This is a genomic window from Bradyrhizobium sp. AC87j1 (assembly GCF_002936975.1).
GTDB lineage: Bacteria > Pseudomonadota > Alphaproteobacteria > Rhizobiales > Xanthobacteraceae > Bradyrhizobium > Bradyrhizobium shewense.
Genome location: NZ_PTFE01000001.1, coordinates 201,526 through 217,715 on the forward strand (window position 1 = coordinate 201,526; position 16,190 = coordinate 217,715).

Genomic DNA, 16,190 nt, shown 5'->3' on the forward strand with positions numbered 1-16,190 from the left:
GATCTACGATGCCTCTCGCGTCCTATCAGACATCGGTCCCGGTGGTCGTCGACGACGCCAAATGCATCGCCGACAAGGGCTGCACCGTCTGCGTCGACGTCTGCCCGCTCGACGTGCTCCGCATCAGCGACATGACCAACAAGGCCTACATGGCCTATGACGAGTGCTGGTACTGCATGCCCTGCGAGGCCGATTGCCCGACCGGCGCCGTCACCGTGAACATTCCCTATCTCTTGAGGTAGTCATGTCGAGCCCGTTCGAATCCTATGACGATCTCGAAGACGCCGACGAGCGGTTGCAAGCCGCAGATCCAGCCGAGCGGCGCGTCGCCATCATTGCGCTCGGCCATTCCGGCGATCCGGCCGCGGTCGCGCATCTCGCCAACATGGTGTCAGATCCCGACGCGGGCGTACGCCAGCAGGTCGCGATGGCGCTCGGCGAGTTCGACGGGCGGGAAGCGGCGAATGCACTCGTCAAGCTGCTCGTCGATCCGGAGCGAATCGTGGCGTCGGCCGCAGCCGACAGTTTGGCCGAATTCAAGGACCCCGCTTGCGCCGAAATCATCCTGCCGCTGGTCAAGCATGCCCACGCCTTCGTCCGCATGGGCGCGCTGCGCGCGCTCAAGGAGTTGCGCCGCAAGGACACGCTGAAGCCTGCGCTGGAAGCGCTCCAGGATGGTGACGCGGCCGTCCGCGTGCAGGCGATCGGCGTCATCGGTTTCCTGAAGCTCGAAGAGTCGATCCCGGCGCTCACCGCGCTGATCCATGATCCCGACGCCCATGTGCGCCGCGCCGCGGTGAGCGCGCTCGCCTTCTCCCAGATGAAGCCGGCGGCCGAGACGATCACCCGCGCACTCAGGGATGCCGACTGGATGGTCCGGGAGATGGCAGCCGAGACGCTCGGGCTCAACGTCAACGGTTCGCTCGCCGCCGATCAGCTTATCGTCTCACTTGCCGACGAGTTTTGGCAGGTTCGGCTCAAGGCGATCCGCAGCCTCGGCAAGATGAAGGTCGAGCGCGCCCTTCGTCCGATCGGTAACTGCATCAACCATGAGCAGGCGAATTTGCGGAAGGAGGCGGCTGCCGCGCTCGGCGAGATCGCCGCTCCCGAAGGCGAGGCATACCTCGTGGTGATCGCCAACGATCCCGATCCTGACGTGCGCAAGAACGCGCGCTGGGCGCTCCAGCAGATCGCCGCGCGCAAGGGGAAGGCGGGGCCGTAGGGCGGAAAGGGCCAGTACAACTTCGTTGTACCGCTGTGCTAGCCGCGACATGCACCCTGGAGCATGCACCCTGGAGCATGCACACCGGAGCTCACGCCGGCCATGCCTGTCCGCCACCGTCGATGCGCAGCACCTGACCCGAGACGAAGGCGCCCATGGGGCCGGCGAAGAATTCGACGACCCGGGCGACCTCGTCGACGGTCGCGATACGGTCGAGCGTGCCGGTCTCGACCATCCGGCTCGGATCGACTGCGCGGGTGCCGAGAAATCGGCCGGTGCGGGTGTCACCGGGCGCGATGCAGTTGACGGCGATGTCGTAGGAGCGGAGCTGGTCGGCGAGGCAACGCGTGTAATGCGTCACGCCGGCCTTCGCCACCGCATAGATCGAGCCGTGAGTGCGCCCCTTGAAAGCGGCGACCGAGCCGAGCGTGACAATACGGCCGCGCCGCCGCTCCATCATGCCCTTCGCGACCGCCTGGCAGGTCAGAATCGTCGAAAGCAGGTTGCGCTCCAGCACGGCGCGCACGTCGGCCTCCCTGATGTTCACGGCGTCGTTCGGATCGGGCTTGCCGCCGGCAGCCGCGATGTCGCCACCGGCATTGTGCACGAGGATATCGATCGGACCGAGAGAGCTTTCCGCCTCGGCGATCACGCGCGCGATGTCCTCTCCCTCCGTGAGATCGCCAAGCACGCGTTGGCTGCGGACGCCATAGTCCTTGCCGATTTCCGCGGCCACCGCGGTCAGCGTGGTGCCCTCGCCATATTCTGCCGGCCCGTTCTCGCGCATGCCGTGGATGGCGACGTCGGCGCCGAGCGCGGCAAGCTTCTCTGCAAAGGCGCGGCCGAGCCCGCGTCCGGCGCCCGTCACCAACGCGACCTGACCAGCCAAGACCTTCGTTCCGTCATGCGATGCCATGATCTTCCCCTTGTTATGAAATGTCAGTCCGCCGCGAGGTCGAGGCCGATCGCCAGCGCCTGCACCAGGCACATCGGCGCCACCAGCGTGCGCAGGGCCGGCTCGGGCATGTCCTGGATCTCGAAGACGACGCTTGCGCCCTCGACGATCGGGCTCAGCAGGCTGTCGGTTATCGATATCGTGGGCACGCCCCGCGCGACGAGCTCGGGGAACAGCCGTGCCGTGTCGGGATAGTAGTTTCGGAAGCTGATCGCGACCAGCGCATCATCCGCGGTGGCCGCGTGCGACTGCTCATGAATGCTGCCGCCGACACCGTCGAGCAGCACAACGCGGCGTCCGAGCTTGCGCAAGACGTAGGCGAGATGTATCGCGACCGGAAATGAGCCGCCGAGGCCGAGCAGATAGATGTCGCGCGCTTTCGCAAGGATCGCGGTCGCCGCCTCGAGCTCGCGCGTGTGCACGGACTGGCTCAGCGTCACCAGCGCCGATTGCGCCTCCGAGACGAAACGCGAAAGCACTGCGGCCGGCTGACGGCCGAGCACCGATTTCTCCTCGCTCTTCATGCGGGCGAGCCGAGCCTTGTAGCTTGGCGCGACACCGGCGACGAGGCGGGAGCGGAACACCTGCTGCATTTCGGTGAAGCCCCCAAACCCGAGCGCATGGGCGAAGCGGACGATCGCCGAGGGTGGCACGCCTGAGCGCTGTGCGACCTCCGCCACGGTGCCGAGTGCGACATCGGTCGGATGATCGAGCACGAATTCCGCGATCTGCTGGAGCCGGCCCGACAGGGCGCGGTGCCGCTGCGCAATCGCGCCGCGCAGCTCGTCATAACTCATCACGTCCTGGGCCTTGTTCATCGAGTCGGGTCTCCGGATCGGCCACCTGTTTAACGGCATTTCACCATTTGGATCAAATATTCTACTTTACTTCTATAATGGAATTAATATTCTAAACGCAAAAGAAGAGCAAAAACATCCAAAACGGGAGGAAACGATGAGAGGGCGTCAGATCTCACGGCGAAGCGTTTTGAAGGGCAGCTTGATGGCGAGCGTCATCGGCGGCACCGGCAGCTTCTTCGGGCCGTGGCGGGAGAACCATGCCTGGGCGCAGGGAGCAAAGCCAATCAAGCTCGGCCTGACATGCGATGCCAGCGGTCAATATGGCAACAGCGGCCAGGATGATTTCCGCGGCATCAAGATGGCAATCGACGAGTTCAACGCCAAAGGCGGCGTGCTCGGGAGACAGGTGACATTCATCACCGCGGACACTGAGACGACGCCGGCGACCGGCAGCCGCGTCGCCGAGCGCTTCATCACCCGCGAGGACTGCACGATCCTGGTTGGCGCGCTGCATTCCGGGGTTGCCAATGCCATCACCCAGGTCGCCAGCAAATACGGCGTCATCTACATGAACACCAATTCCTCCGCGCCAAGCGAGGCCGGGGAGAACTGCTCGCGCGTGAAATTCGTCTGGGACGGAAACGGCACCAATTTCTCCAAGGCATCGGTCAAGAACTCGGTCGATTCCATCGGCAAGAACTGGATGTTGCTGACCAACGACTATGTCTGGGGACACACGACGTCTGCCGCGACCAAGGCGCAGGTCGAGGCTGCCGGCGGCAGGATCATCGACAATCTCCTGGTGCCGCAGAACACGCGCGACTTCACCGCGTATCTCCTGAAGATCCAGCAAGCAAAACCCGACGTGGTCGCGACCGCGATTGGCGGTGACGACATCAAGGCGCTCCGCGAGCAGGTCGCGCAGCTCAAGCTCGACGGCAAGCCCGCCTGGATCAACAACCAGCAGGACTGGCCCGACGTTTGGGGTGCGCCCGACAGCCTGTTCGGCGTGTTCGGCACCACCTGGTATCACAAGCTGCAACTGCCTGGCGTCGCCGAGTTCGTGAAGAAGTGGCAGGCTGCCAACAAGGACGGTCCGATCCCGGTGCCGGGGAACGTCTCCTACAACGGATATATGTCGACGCGCGAACTGCTCCGGGCGATCGAGCGGGCAGGGTCGACCAACAACGTCAAGATCATCAAAGAGCTCGAGAACCTGAAAGTCTCCGCGACCGACCGAATGCAGCATTTCGATGCATACATGGATCCGGTGACGCATCAGATGCAGCAGACGATCTATCTGGCGCGGCGCAACGCCAAGCCGGCGGACAACACCGATCTGTTCGAAATCATCAGCTGGACGGAACCGAAATCGGCCGCCGATGACGCCGCGCCCACCAAGTGCAAGCTCACGCCCTATGAGCAGGTGCCGACCGTCGATTCCTGAGGACGGGTCGTCTAGTCGCAGAACGATGGCGCCGCCAGCGCGGCGCCATCCGCGCCCCGGCCCTGGAAAGACAGTTGCGAGACGAGACCTTGTTCGACCTTCTTCCGCATCTTTTGAACGGCCTGACGCTTGGCCTGTTGTTCGCGCTGATCGCGCTCGGATTCATGCTCATCGTTGGGCTGATGGAGCAGATCAATCTCGCGCACGGCTCGCTGTTTGCGCTCGGCGCTTATGTCGCCATGCAGCTCACGGGGCCTCGCCCGCCCTTACCGGCTGATCTTGCAAAGTTGTGGCTCGCGCTGCCGCTCGGCTGGCGCTACGCGGCAACCCTCGTCATCGCGCCCGTCATCGTCGGCCTTATCGGCATGTTGATCGAGTTCTGCATGCGACGGACCTACGGAAAGGACCCGCTCTACGGCCTGTTGCTGACCTTTGGCGCGGCGATGGTGATCGAGGAATTGATCCGCCTGGTCTGGGGCACGCGCGACTATGTGCTGCAGGTGCCATCAGCCATCAATGGCGGCTTCCTGTTCGGCGACCTGATCTGGTCGAGCTATCGCTTCTACGCAGCCGGCATCGCGGCCGGGATCATCGCCCTGGTCTGGGTCCTGATCGAAAAGACCTCGTTCGGCGCGACGGTGAAGGCGGGAGCCCATGACAGCGAGATCGTGCGCGCGCTCGGCATCAATCTGTCGCGGCTGCGGCTCCTGGTGTTCGTGTTCGGCACCATGCTTGCGGCGATCGCCGGCATCATCGTCGCCCCGATCTGGGGCATCCGACCGCATATGGGCGTGGACGCCGTCATCCCCGCGTTCCTCGTGATCGTGCTCGGCGGGGTCGGAAGCTTTTGGGGCGCGGTCGTTGCCGGCCTCCTGGTCGGGCTCTGCGTCGGACTCGCCGGTGCCTATGCGTCCGAATGGTCGCTGCTATCCATGTATATCCTGCTCGTTGCCGTCGTGACGTTCCGCGCGCGCGGCCTCTGGGGCAAGAAGAGCGTGCTCGAGGTCTAGGGAATGATGGCGAATTCGACGACCTCATCCGACGCTGCGCGTCTGGTCACGCCGACGATGCTGGTGCTCTGGCTGGTGCTGGCGACGGTGCCGCTCTGGATCACGCGAATTGGTCTTTATCCCTATCTCGGGATCGAGATCCTGATCTGGTCGCTCTATGCGCTGGCCTTCAACCTGGTGCTGGGTACGGCCGGGCTGCCGTCGTTCGGACATGGGGCCTATTTCGGCATCGGTGCCTATGCGTTCGGACTCTGCCAGTTCGATATCGTCGCTAATCTCTGGGTTTGTCTTGCTGCTGCAGCCGTGGTCGCTGGGATTGCCGGCGCGCTGGTGGCGCTGTTCATCTCGCACCGGCGCGGCATCTATTACGCCTTCATGACGATCGCCTTCGGTCAGATCTTCTGGACGCTTGCGATCAAGTCTCACAGCGTCACCGGCGGGGAAGACGGGCTTCTCAAGATCAGCCGGCTGCCGGCGGATTTCGGCCTGGTGTCGTTCGATCTCACCGACAATGTCGCGTTCTACTATTTCGTGCTTGCGGTCTTCGCGGTCGGCACTGCCATATTGTGGCGGCTGGTACATTCGCCCTACGGCCGCGTGGTCGCAGCCATCAGGCAGAGCGAGGTTCGCGCAGCGCATCTGGGCTATAATGTGTGGCTCTACAAGGCCTCGGTCTTCACCCTCTCGGCCGCGCTATCAGGCTTTTCCGGCGGCCTGTTCGCGATGGCGCAGCTTGCCGCATTTCCCGATGTCATGAGCTTGCATCAATCCGGCTACGTCGTGATGATGACGCTGGTCGGCGGCGGGCTCGTCAGCTTCTGGGGTCCCATGATCGGCGTGTTTCTCTTCCTCACGGCCCGCGACGTGATCGGCGCGCTGACCAATGCCTGGATGCTCTATTTCGGTCTTCTGTTCATGGCGATCGTGCTGTTCCGTCCCGAGGGCATCGCAGGCGCGCTCTCGGCCGCCGTGCAACAACATTCCATCAACGCTCTGAGGCGGCGCGGTACGTCCGCGATGCGGTTGCTAGTCGGGGGTGGGCGATGAGCATGATCGAGGCCGCGGGCGTACATGTCCGCTTCGGCGACCGCGTGGTGCTGGAGAGCGTCGATCTCGCGGTCGGCGAGGGCGAGTTCCACGGTGTGATGGGGCCGAACGGTGCCGGCAAGACCACGTTTTTCAACGTCCTCACCGGCCGGGTGAAACCGAGCCGCGGTTCGATCCGGCTCGGTGGCGAGGACGTCACGGGCTTGAGCCCGCATCGCATCGCTGCCAAGGGCATCGCCCGCTCGTTCCAGATCATGACGCTGTTCGACGAATTTTCAGCGCGCGACAACGTCATGATGGGCTTGCCGGCGTTTCGCGCGCGCGGCCTTGACATAGCGCGCGCAGCGGCTGGTGACCGCCGGCTTACCGATCAGGCGACCGAAACGCTCTCCGGGGTGGGGCTTGCGGACAAGGGCGACATTCGCGCCAAGGATCTCTCCTATGGCGATCGACGCGCGCTGGAGATCGCGGTCGCGCTGGCACAGGCGCCGCGGGTGCTGTGCCTGGACGAACCGACCTCCGGCCTCGGCTCGGATGGTGTGCAGCGGCTGGCCGCTCTCGTTGCACGGTTGAAGGGCAAGCTCACCATCGTCGCCATCGAGCACGACATGGAGTTCCTGTTCTCGCTCGCCGACCGCATCTCCGTCATCCACTGGGGCCAGGTGGTGGCGCGTGGCACGCCGCACGAATTGCAGCAGAATGAATGGGTCCGGCGCTCCAATCTCGGGAAATTCGCATGATCCTCGAAGTGGACGGGGTCGATACTTTCTACGGCGAGACCCAGGCGCTGTTCGGCGCCTCGCTCGCCATCGAGCACGCAAAGGTCTTTGCGCTGCTCGGGCCGAATGGCGCTGGCAAGACCACCATGCTGCGCTCGATCCTCGGGCTGACGCGGCCGCGCCGTGGCGCAGTGCGCTTCGACGGCCATGACGTCACGCGCAACCCGACTCACGAGATCGCGCGCGCCGGCATCGGCTGGGTGCCCGACGACCGGCGACTGTGCCCGACCCTGTCAGTGGCGCGCAATCTGTCGATCGCGCAGAAGCGCACGCGCTTCCGCAACTGGTCCGTCAAGGAGGCCGCTGCGATCTTCTCGCCGCTCGAATATCTGATGGAGCGCGACTGCGAGAATCTGTCGGGCGGCGAGATGCAGATGGTGGCGATCGCGCGCGCGCTGGTCGGCTCGCCAGGGCTGGTGCTGTTTGACGAGCCGAGCCAGGGGCTGGCGCCGAAGATCGTTGGCGACGTGCTCGCGACGATTCTGCGGATGAAGGACGAGGGCATTGCCTCGCTGGTGGTCGAGCAGAATGCCGAGATCGCGCTGTCGGTCGCCGACCATGCCGCGGTGATCGACCGCGGCCGGATCGTCTGGACCGGGGAGGCCGCCACGCTCCGCGACGATCGCGGGCTTCGTCAGCGCTTGCTGGGAGTGCAATAGAGTGTCCGCGCCGCTGCTCGTTCTCGATGATATCCGCAAGGTCTACACCAGAGGCCGCGTCATCCGACGCCCCACCTTCACGCTTGAAGCAAATCTGTCGCTGGAGGAACCCGGCATCGTCGGCGTCGTGGGGCCGAACGGAGCCGGCAAGACCACGCTGTTCGAGATGATGACCGGTTCCAATGCGCCCACCTCAGGCCGCGTGCTAGTCGCCGGCACCGATATCCACGGCGTCAAATACCGCGAGCGCGACCGGCTAGCGATCCACTATCACCAGTCCTACCAGGTCCGGCGCTTTCGCAAGCGGATCCCGTCGGCCTTCCTGGCGCCATCGCCGACCCGGACACCGCTGGTGCACCTGTTCGACGAGCCGCAGTTCAACCTGCAGGATGGCTATATCGGCTTCATGCTCGATTTTTTCCGCAAGCTGCGGGACGAGGGCAGGCTGGTCATTCTCTGTATGCATCCGACCGCGAGCTGGCACCTGGACATCTTGGCGGAGATCGCCGGGCAATTCCTGTTCGTAGCCGGCGGCGGGGTGACGCGCATGGCGGATTTCCGCTCCCTGGTCGCCGAGCAGCGCTTCCGCCTTTATCTCGGACCGGAGATGACGCGGGCCGCCGATGCCATTGCCATGGCGGCCCGATCGTCCACACGTTGAAACCAATACAGAAGCGATTACAGGGAGAGACCGTTGGCTTATTCGAACACCCAGCTTTTCATCGGCGGCAAATGGCGTCCGGCCCAGTCGGGCAAGGTCATCGAGGTCCTCAACCCCGCGACCGAAGAGGTGATCGGCACCGTAGCCCATGCCGGCAAGGCCGACCTCGACGAGGCACTCGCCGCGGCCGCGGCAGGCTTCAAGGTCTGGCGCAACGTCGCTCCGTTCGAGCGCTGCCGCATCATGCGCAAGGCCGCGGCGATCATGCGCGAGCGCAATGACGAGATCGCGCCGCTTCTAACGATGGAGCAGGGCAAGACGCTCGGCGAAGCCAGGATGGAAGCGATGGCAGCCGCCGACGTGATCGAATGGTTCGCCGAAGAAGCCAAGCGCTCCTATGGCCGGCTGATCCCGGCGCGCGGACCGGGCATCTACCAGCTCGCGATGAAGGAGCCGGTCGGTCCGGTCGCGGCGTTCACGCCGTGGAATTTCCCGATCAACCAGGTCGTGCGAAAGCTCTCGGCCGCGCTCGGCGCCGGCTGCTCGATCATCGTCAAGGCGCCGGAGGAGACGCCCGCCTCGCCCGCCCAGCTCATCCGTGCGTTCGCTGACGCGGGCGTGCCGGACGGGGTCATCAATCTCGTCTATGGCGTGCCGGCAGAGATTTCCGAATATCTCATCCCGCATCCGGTGATCCGGAAGATCTCCTTCACCGGATCGACCCATGTCGGCAAACAGCTCAATGCGCTTGCCGGCCTGCACATGAAGCGCGCTACCATGGAGCTCGGCGGTCACGCGCCGGCCATCGTGTTTAGGGATGCCGACGTCACCTCAGCTGCGAAGGTTTTGGCGGCGGCGAAGTATCGCAATGCCGGCCAGGTCTGCATCTCGCCGACCCGCATGCTGGTGCAGGACGATGTGTTTAGGGAGTTCGTCGACAAGTTCGTGGACGGCGCCAAGACGTTCAAGGTCGGCAACGGCCTCGATCCCGATTCCAAGATGGGCTCGCTGGCCAATCCGCGCCGTGTCACGGCGATCGAAGGCATGGTGCAGGACGCTGTCGGCAGGGGCGCCAAGCTCGAGACGGGCGGCCAACGCGTCGGCAACAAAGGCTACTTCTTCGAGCCCACGGTGGTGAGCGACGTGCCGAAGGATGCACGGGCGATGAACGAGGAGCCGTTCGGCCCTCTGGCGCTGATCTCGCGCTTCTCGACCTTCGACGAAGTCGTCGAGGAAGCTAATCGCCTGCCGTTCGGTCTTGCCTCCTACGCCTTCACCAGCTCCACCAAGACTGCAACCGCGATCGGCTCGGCGATCGAAGCGGGCATGATGTCCATCAACAGCTTCGGTCTGGCCTTGCCCGAAGTGCCGTTCGGCGGGATCAAGGATTCCGGCTACGGCTCGGAAGGGGGCACCGAGGCGATGGAAGCCTACCTCAACACCAAATTTATAAGCCAGACCGGTCTGTAGATGCGATGGCCCCAGACCCCGTGAATGTCACCGTTCAAGCGAGGCTCATCGTTCGGCGGCAGGTCAAATCACGGGTTCTTCTTGGAAGCCTGAAGTGTGCGCTTATCTTCAGCGCGGTCCACGGATTGGCTTGCCAGTATGACCCGTAGCGTCCGTGTCGCGAGATCACGGGCGGCGTCGCCTGCGCCCTGAACGTCTTGAAGACCTTGGAATTCGCCCCTCTCAGTGGAGCGTGCTCCCGCTTTGACGTTCCTTTGTCTATAGCCTGAGCCCTTCAATCCGCGCATCTAAAGCGGATCGCTGGCCTACTGGCCGGGCGTGTTGCAGCGCAGCCGTCGGTGCTATTTGACGGCTCACCTCCGATCATCTCTTAAGTTCAATAACAGAATGAATTGGTCTGATATTGTGACGCGCGATATCCGGGCCGAGAGGGGCGTCTCCGCGCCTGGACATCGGTATCAGCCTCTAGCTCTGCTGTTGTCGAATCATGCGTACAACTCTTCACAAAATCGCAAGCGCTTCGTCCTTTGTCAGGGGGAGATGCATCTAAGCGCTTGACGAGTTCTAAAAAAGAACTGTAGGTTCGAGGAATGAGGCGGCCAATCCAAGAGCCGCAACGGTTGACGCGTTTGGCCATCGACGCTCGGCGAGCGCGCTCGATTTCGCACGGCATTACGCCTAGCGAGCCGTAGAGACACATAAGAATCGAACGGCGCACCGGAAGAGTGCGCCTCAGGGAGGATGCCGATGTTGCCGAGATGGAAGAGTCTTGCCGTTCTGCTGGTGCTATTGGGCAGCCCGGCATCCGCGGCCGACGAGCCCGGGGTTACCGCGACCGAAATCAAGATTGGCGGGGTGTTTCCGTTCAGCGGACCGGCTTCATCGATCGGTCTCGTGGGCAAGGGGCTGATCGCCTACATTCAGTCCCTGAATGACCGCGGCGGCATCAGCGGGCGCAAGATCAATTACGTCGCCTACGACGATGCCTATAGTCCACCCAAAGCGGTGGAGCAGGTTCGCAAGCTCGTCGAGAGCGATGAAGTTGCATTCATGTTCGGCCAGCTCGGCACTCCCGCCATTTCGGCGACGTCAAAATACCTGAAGTCGAAAGGGGTGCCCAGCATCGCGATCGTCAGCGGATCGTCCAAGTTCACCGACGTCGCCAGTTACCCGCTGATCACGACAGGTCTCGTCAGCTACGATACCGAGGGAAAGATCTACGCTAAATACCTCACGAAGGCTCTGCCGAACGCCAAATATGCGATCCTCTACCAGAATGACGACCTCGGAAAAGACTACGTCAACGCCTTCAAGGCGTTTCTCGGTAAGGACTACGATCGCAGGGTCGTCACCGCGTCCTATGAGGTCACTGAACCGACCGTCGATTCGCAGATCACCAACCTGAAGAGCTCCGGTGCGGATGCCCTGATGATCGCGGGCACGCCGAAATTCGCTGCGCAGGCGATCCGGCAGGCCTCTTTGATTGGCTGGAAGGCGACCGTCATCATCAACTTTCCGTCCGGTTCGGTTGGAGGCACGCTCACGCCGGCCGGCCTCGACAAGTCGACTGGCGTGATCGTCGGCACCATCAACAAGGATGTCGTGGATCCGAAGTGGAAAGATGATCCCGGCATGCAGGCCTATCGGGCGTTTATCGACAAATATCTGCCCGGCGTCGATATCACCAACGGCAGCTATCTCACCGGTTATCAGCAGGGCATCCTGCTCGAGCAGATCCTGAAGCAATGCGGGGACGACCTGTCCCGCAAGAACATCCTGGCGCAGGCCAAGAACCTCCGGGACTTCGTCGTCCCGACCGCACTGCCGGGCATCAAGATCAACACCAGCGAAACCGAGAACATGATCTGGACGCAGATGCGTCTGCAGCGCTGGACCGGCTCGACTTGGGAAGCCTTCGGAGAAGTGTTGGACGCCAGGTCCGAATGAGCGCGTAACAGGCGTGAGGGCGAGCGGCATTGACGACGTGCCGGCGCCGGCGTCCTGCGCGACGAGCGCAAGGGGGCGATCGCCATTCCGGTACTTCAGGAGATCAATTCGATGTCGACGAAGGCACTGACGTTTGCGCCGCGCGAGGTTTCAATCGAGCGCCGACCAGATGGCGCGCTCATATTGAGCTCACCCCTGGAGTGGAAGCCCTGTGACTGGCGCATCACGGACTTCTTGCCGAGTTGGGCAAGCGCCACCCCGGACCGGATATTCCTCGCGCAGCGCAACGCGAGGGGCGGGTGGGACGAGATCACCTACAGCGAGGCTTGGTCTCAGGTCCAGGCGGTGGGCCAGAGTTTGCTTGATCTGGGCGCAAAGCCAGCGGACAAGCTGGCCATCCTCTCCGGAAACTCGATCGAGAACGCGGTGGTTTCGTTTGCTGCGATGTCAATCGGCGTCATCCTGGCGTCGATATCGCCAAACTACACGCTGATGCCCGGTGGACTTGCTCGTCTCAAGGACATCGCCGAAGTGTTGCGCCCGAGCTTCGTGTTCGTCCAAAGCGGACGTGAGTTTTCCGCAGGCCGTACCATTCCGGAATTGGCAGCCGCGACCTGGATCAGTGTCGATGGCGCGCCGGACACGGTGCCCTTCCGCACCCTGACAGCCAAAACCGCGTGCGACGGATTTGCCGGGGCATCTGGTGCGGTCTCGTGCGACGCGGTCGCCAAGATACTCTTCACGTCGGGTTCGACGGGCTTTCCGAAAGGCGTGCTCAACACCCACCGCATGATGGCAAGTTCCCTGCAAATGGGTAGCCAGCTCGTGTCTCCTCCGGCTGCGCCAGTCCAGGTGGAGTGGTTGCCTTGGCACCACACGATGGGCAGCAACGTCATTCTTCACGGCATCCTCAAGAACGGCGGGACGCTCTATATCGACGACGGCCGTCCGCTGCCACAGCTCTTTCACAAGACGGTCGCCAATCTCAAGGAAGTGTCGCCGACCGCCATGTTCAACGTGCCTGCCGGCTATAACCTCCTGTGTGACGCGGTCGAGAAGGATCTCGATCTGGGCGCCAGTGTATTCAAGCGGATGGACCGAATGAGTTATGCCGGCGCTGCAATTTCAAAGGACACGCTGGAGAAGCTCTATCGCTTGACACTCTCGGTGACCGGCCGGCGAATTCCGGTCATGTCGGGCTACGGTACGACCGAAACCGCCCCGACCATCAGTACGACCCATTGGGCGACAGATCGACCCGGCGAGATCGGTCTTCCCGCGCCGGGACTGCGGCTCAAGCTCATTCCGGTCTCGGATACTTACGAGGTCAGGGTCAAGGGACCCAACGTCACGCCGGGTTATCTCGGGCGGCAGGATTTGACGGAAATGGCCTTCGACGAGGAAGGCTTCTATCGCATCGGCGATACTGTCTCGTTTCTGGATCCGCAGAAGCCTGAACTCGGGCTGCGCTTTACCGGACGAATTTCCGAGAACTTCAAGCTTGCGAATGGGACCTGGGTCTCGATCGGCAATATGCGCGCGGCAATCCTGGCCGCAACGCGCGGTGTCTTGCTCGACATGGTGGTCGCGGGCGAAAATCGTGAGGCGTGCGCGCTGCTCTGCTGGTTGAACCCCACGGAGGCCGCACGGATCTCGAAAACTCCGGGTGCGGATCTGACCTCGGATCCCGCCGTGGTCGGGTTCCTGCTGGATCGCTTTCGGGACTACAATGAGACCGTCGGAAGCAGCGAACGGATCTGCTCCTTCGTTCTGCTGAAAGATCCGCCATCAATGGCGGCAGGAGAGATCACCGACAAGGCCTATGTCAACCAACGCGCTGTGCTGAAAGTTCGATCCGAACAGGTTGAGTGTCTCTACACCGACGAAGCTGGCGCCGATGTGATCCGGGTCTGAGAGCGAGCTTGGCGCTGTGCGGACGTTACGGACTCCCTGGCCGCCAGATCGCGTCTGCCGGTACCTTCCGCGCCACTCTCTGCCGCGGGACGGCTTCGATGCGCAGGCCTCAGGCCGCCCGCGAGCGCGCCTTTGTTTTCGAGGTCGTCGGCGCCGCTGCCGCCGGGGCGCTGCGAGCACCCGGGCCGGGATGAGTATGAACCTCCTTGGCCGACAGCGGCTCGCCGCATTCGGAGCACACCATGACCGGATCGAAATCTTTTCCGCACTTGCGATGCTGGTGCAGCAAGGGGCGGCCGCGCTCGTCGACCATGTGAGTATCGCCCCAATGCACGATTGCCATCATGATCGGATACAGATCGAGCCCCTTCTGGGTCAGGATATATTCGTGCCGTTTGGGGGATTCCTGGTAGGGAATGCGGCGCAGAATGCCCTGCCGAACCAACTTCTTCAGACGTTCGGCAAGCAAATGCCGGGTGATTCCGAGTGCCGACTGAAATCCCTCGAAGCGGCGTGTGCGCAGAAAGCACTCGCGCAGGATCAGAAGAGTCCAGCGGTCGCCGATCACGCCGATAGTTCGGGCCATCGAGCACGGCTCTTCCTCGAGTTCCTTCCACTTCATCCACACACTCCAATCGCCGCCGCGGCACGGACCTCGTCTCGAATCGTTGCGGAGGCCGGCGCGAGATTTGCCATTCTAGATAGGTACTAAACTCCAAACAATACCCTTCCAGGCAAGACGAAATCAGCAGATTGCGGGAGGGTTTGACAGTTCTATTTTAGAACTGTATGTTTGAGGAAAGTCAGGCCGGCGACCGGATCGCCAGTGCAAGCACATGTTCCGCGGGAGGAGCCGAGATGACCTTGAAGATTGAATTCCAATTCGATTTCGGCAGCCCGAACGCTTATCTGGCAGAGGTGGCGATTCCGGGCATCGAGCAGCGCACCGGTGCGAAATTCGAGTATGTTCCGGTTCTGCTCGGCGGCATCTACAAGGCGACGGGCAACATGTCACCGTTCGACTCGCTTCGTGGGATCAAGAATAAGCCGGAATATCAGGCGCTCGAGACCCAGCGGTTTATCCGCCGCCACAACGTCACGAAATTCCGCCAGAATCCCTTCTTTCCGGTCAATACGCTGATGCTGATGCGGGGCGCCGTGGCAGCCCAGTTCGAAGGCGTGTTCGAGTCCTATTTTCGCGCGGCCTATCACCATATGTGGGAAGAGCCGAAGAAGATGGACGACCTCGAAATCTTCCGGAATGCGTTCATCGCTTCGGGGCTCGATATCGACAGATTGATCGCTCGCGCCCAGCAGGACGACGTCAAGAAGAGGTTGATTGAACTGACCAGCGACGCCGTCAACCGAGGCGCGTTCGGTTCGCCAACCTTCTTCGTCGGCAAGGAGATGTTCTTCGGCAAGGACCAGCTTCGTGACGTCGAGGAGTCCATCCTCGAGCAAACGAGGCCAGTCGCAAGGACGGCATAGAGCTGCCGAGTTAACGAAGTTCAATCCAACCGGGAGACGATCCATGCAAAAGAGAAACGCTACTGTCGCAGTGATCGGTGCCGGCGACTATATCGGCGGCGAGATCGCCAAGAAGTTCGCCTCTGAGGGCTTCACGGTGTTTGCCGGGCGCCGGAACGGGGCCAAGCTCGAGCCGCTCGTCAAGGAGATCGAGGCCGCCGGAGGCGAAATCCACGCGCGCTCGCTGGATGCCCGCAACGAGGAGGAGGTCATCTCCTTCCTCGCCGATGCCGACAAGCATGCGCCGCTCGAGGTCTGCATCTTCAACATCGGCGCCAACGTCAACTTTCCGATCCTCGATACGACCGAACGCGTCTTCCGCAAGGTCTGGGAGATGGCCTGCTATTCCGGCTTTCTCGCCGGCCGCGAAGCCGCGCGGCTCATGCTGCCTCGCGGCGGCGGCAACATCTTCTTCACCGGCGCGACAGCGTCGCTCCGCGGCGGCAGCGGCTATGCCGCCTTTGCCAGCGCGAAGTTCGGCCTGCGGGCGGTGGCCCAGGCGATGGCGCGCGAGCTCGGCCCCAAAAACATTCACGTCGCGCATCTCATCATCGATTCCGGCGTCGATACGGAATGGGTGCGGCAGCGCCGGCTCGAGGCGCTCGGTCCGAATGCGCTCGACGATCCCGATCTGCTGATGCCGCCGTCGTCCGTCGCTGCGTCCTATTGGCAGCTTTATCAGCAGCCGAAGAGCGCGTGGACATTCGAGCTGGAAATCCGTCCCTTCGGCGAGAAGTGGTAAGGAGACCTTT

The 16,190-nt window shown here is 62.8% G+C and carries 16 protein-coding genes; 13 read left to right on the forward strand and 3 right to left on the reverse strand.

The window, feature by feature from the left end; all coding sequences use genetic code 11:
• Nucleotides 1-8: 8 nt before the first annotated feature.
• On the forward strand, nt 9-242 hold the full coding sequence (locus CV770_RS00910; protein ID WP_007593252.1) for a 4Fe-4S dicluster domain-containing protein: 234 nt from the start codon (nt 9-11) through the stop codon (nt 240-242).
• 2 nt (nt 243-244) lie between these two features.
• Nucleotides 245-1,222 carry a HEAT repeat domain-containing protein gene (locus tag CV770_RS00915; RefSeq protein WP_104461018.1) on the forward strand — a complete coding sequence of 326 codons (978 nt, stop codon included), beginning with the start codon at nt 245-247 and terminating at the stop codon, nt 1,220-1,222.
• 91 nt (nt 1,223-1,313) lie between these two features.
• Here CV770_RS00915 and CV770_RS00920 read toward each other — a convergent pair whose 3' ends face one another.
• Both CV770_RS00920 and CV770_RS00925 read right to left on the reverse strand, forming a co-directional pair.
• Nucleotides 1,314-2,138: an SDR family NAD(P)-dependent oxidoreductase gene (locus CV770_RS00920; RefSeq protein ID WP_104461019.1), complete on the reverse strand. Its 825-nt coding sequence runs from the start codon at nt 2,136-2,138 to the stop codon at nt 1,314-1,316.
• Between the two features lie 23 nt (nt 2,139-2,161).
• The gene (locus CV770_RS00925; protein WP_104461020.1) at nt 2,162-2,995 is read right to left on the reverse strand and encodes a MurR/RpiR family transcriptional regulator; all 834 of its coding nucleotides are present in this window, start codon (nt 2,993-2,995) and stop codon (nt 2,162-2,164) included.
• 184 nt (nt 2,996-3,179) lie between these two features.
• Here CV770_RS00925 and CV770_RS00930 point away from each other — a divergent pair, with 184 nt between their 5' ends.
• The 9 genes from CV770_RS00930 (at nt 3,180) to CV770_RS00970 (ending at nt 13,911) form a co-directional block, all read left to right on the forward strand.
• Nucleotides 3,180-4,424 carry an ABC transporter substrate-binding protein gene (locus CV770_RS00930; protein WP_091952479.1) on the forward strand — a complete coding sequence of 415 codons (1,245 nt, stop codon included), beginning with the start codon at nt 3,180-3,182 and terminating at the stop codon, nt 4,422-4,424.
• 89 nt (nt 4,425-4,513) lie between these two features.
• Entirely contained in the window at nt 4,514-5,434 is a 921-nt protein-coding gene (locus CV770_RS00935; protein ID WP_091953844.1) for a branched-chain amino acid ABC transporter permease, read from the forward strand.
• A 3-nt stretch (nt 5,435-5,437) separates the two neighbouring features.
• Nucleotides 5,438-6,481, forward strand: coding sequence for a branched-chain amino acid ABC transporter permease (locus CV770_RS00940; protein WP_104461021.1), 1,044 nt, complete (start codon nt 5,438-5,440; stop codon nt 6,479-6,481).
• Nucleotides 6,478-7,221 (forward strand): ABC transporter ATP-binding protein, encoded by a 744-nt coding sequence (locus CV770_RS00945; RefSeq protein WP_091952477.1) that lies wholly within the window; start codon nt 6,478-6,480, stop codon nt 7,219-7,221. Before CV770_RS00940 ends, CV770_RS00945 begins: the two co-directional genes overlap by 4 nt.
• Nucleotides 7,218-7,919, forward strand: a complete 702-nt coding sequence (locus CV770_RS00950; protein ID WP_091952476.1) for an ABC transporter ATP-binding protein — start codon at nt 7,218-7,220, stop codon at nt 7,917-7,919. The genes CV770_RS00945 and CV770_RS00950 overlap by 4 nt, the downstream gene beginning before the upstream one ends.
• Before the next feature lies 1 nt (nt 7,920).
• Entirely contained in the window at nt 7,921-8,580 is a 660-nt protein-coding gene (locus CV770_RS00955; RefSeq protein ID WP_091952475.1) for an ATP-binding cassette domain-containing protein, read from the forward strand.
• A 33-nt stretch (nt 8,581-8,613) separates the two neighbouring features.
• Nucleotides 8,614-10,050 (forward strand): NAD-dependent succinate-semialdehyde dehydrogenase, encoded by a 1,437-nt coding sequence (locus CV770_RS00960; protein ID WP_091952474.1) that lies wholly within the window; start codon nt 8,614-8,616, stop codon nt 10,048-10,050.
• Between the two features lie 747 nt (nt 10,051-10,797).
• Nucleotides 10,798-11,997: an ABC transporter substrate-binding protein gene (locus CV770_RS00965; RefSeq protein ID WP_104461068.1), complete on the forward strand. Its 1,200-nt coding sequence runs from the start codon at nt 10,798-10,800 to the stop codon at nt 11,995-11,997.
• Between the two features lie 111 nt (nt 11,998-12,108).
• Nucleotides 12,109-13,911 carry an AMP-binding protein gene (locus CV770_RS00970; protein WP_104461022.1) on the forward strand — a complete coding sequence of 601 codons (1,803 nt, stop codon included), beginning with the start codon at nt 12,109-12,111 and terminating at the stop codon, nt 13,909-13,911.
• A 109-nt stretch (nt 13,912-14,020) separates the two neighbouring features.
• On the opposite strand, the gene CV770_RS00975 is transcribed toward CV770_RS00970, so the two are convergent.
• Nucleotides 14,021-14,533 (reverse strand): winged helix-turn-helix transcriptional regulator, encoded by a 513-nt coding sequence (locus tag CV770_RS00975; RefSeq protein WP_091952473.1) that lies wholly within the window; start codon nt 14,531-14,533, stop codon nt 14,021-14,023.
• A gap of 236 nt (nt 14,534-14,769) precedes the next feature.
• Here CV770_RS00975 and CV770_RS00980 point away from each other — a divergent pair, with 236 nt between their 5' ends.
• Together CV770_RS00980 and CV770_RS00985 are read left to right on the forward strand one after the other, a co-directional pair.
• Complete coding sequence (locus CV770_RS00980) at nt 14,770-15,399, forward strand: 2-hydroxychromene-2-carboxylate isomerase (RefSeq protein WP_104461023.1); 630 nt, start codon at nt 14,770-14,772, stop codon at nt 15,397-15,399.
• A 43-nt stretch (nt 15,400-15,442) separates the two neighbouring features.
• Complete coding sequence (locus CV770_RS00985; protein ID WP_091952469.1) at nt 15,443-16,180, forward strand: SDR family oxidoreductase; 738 nt, start codon at nt 15,443-15,445, stop codon at nt 16,178-16,180.
• The last annotated feature ends 10 nt before the right edge of the window (nt 16,181-16,190 follow it).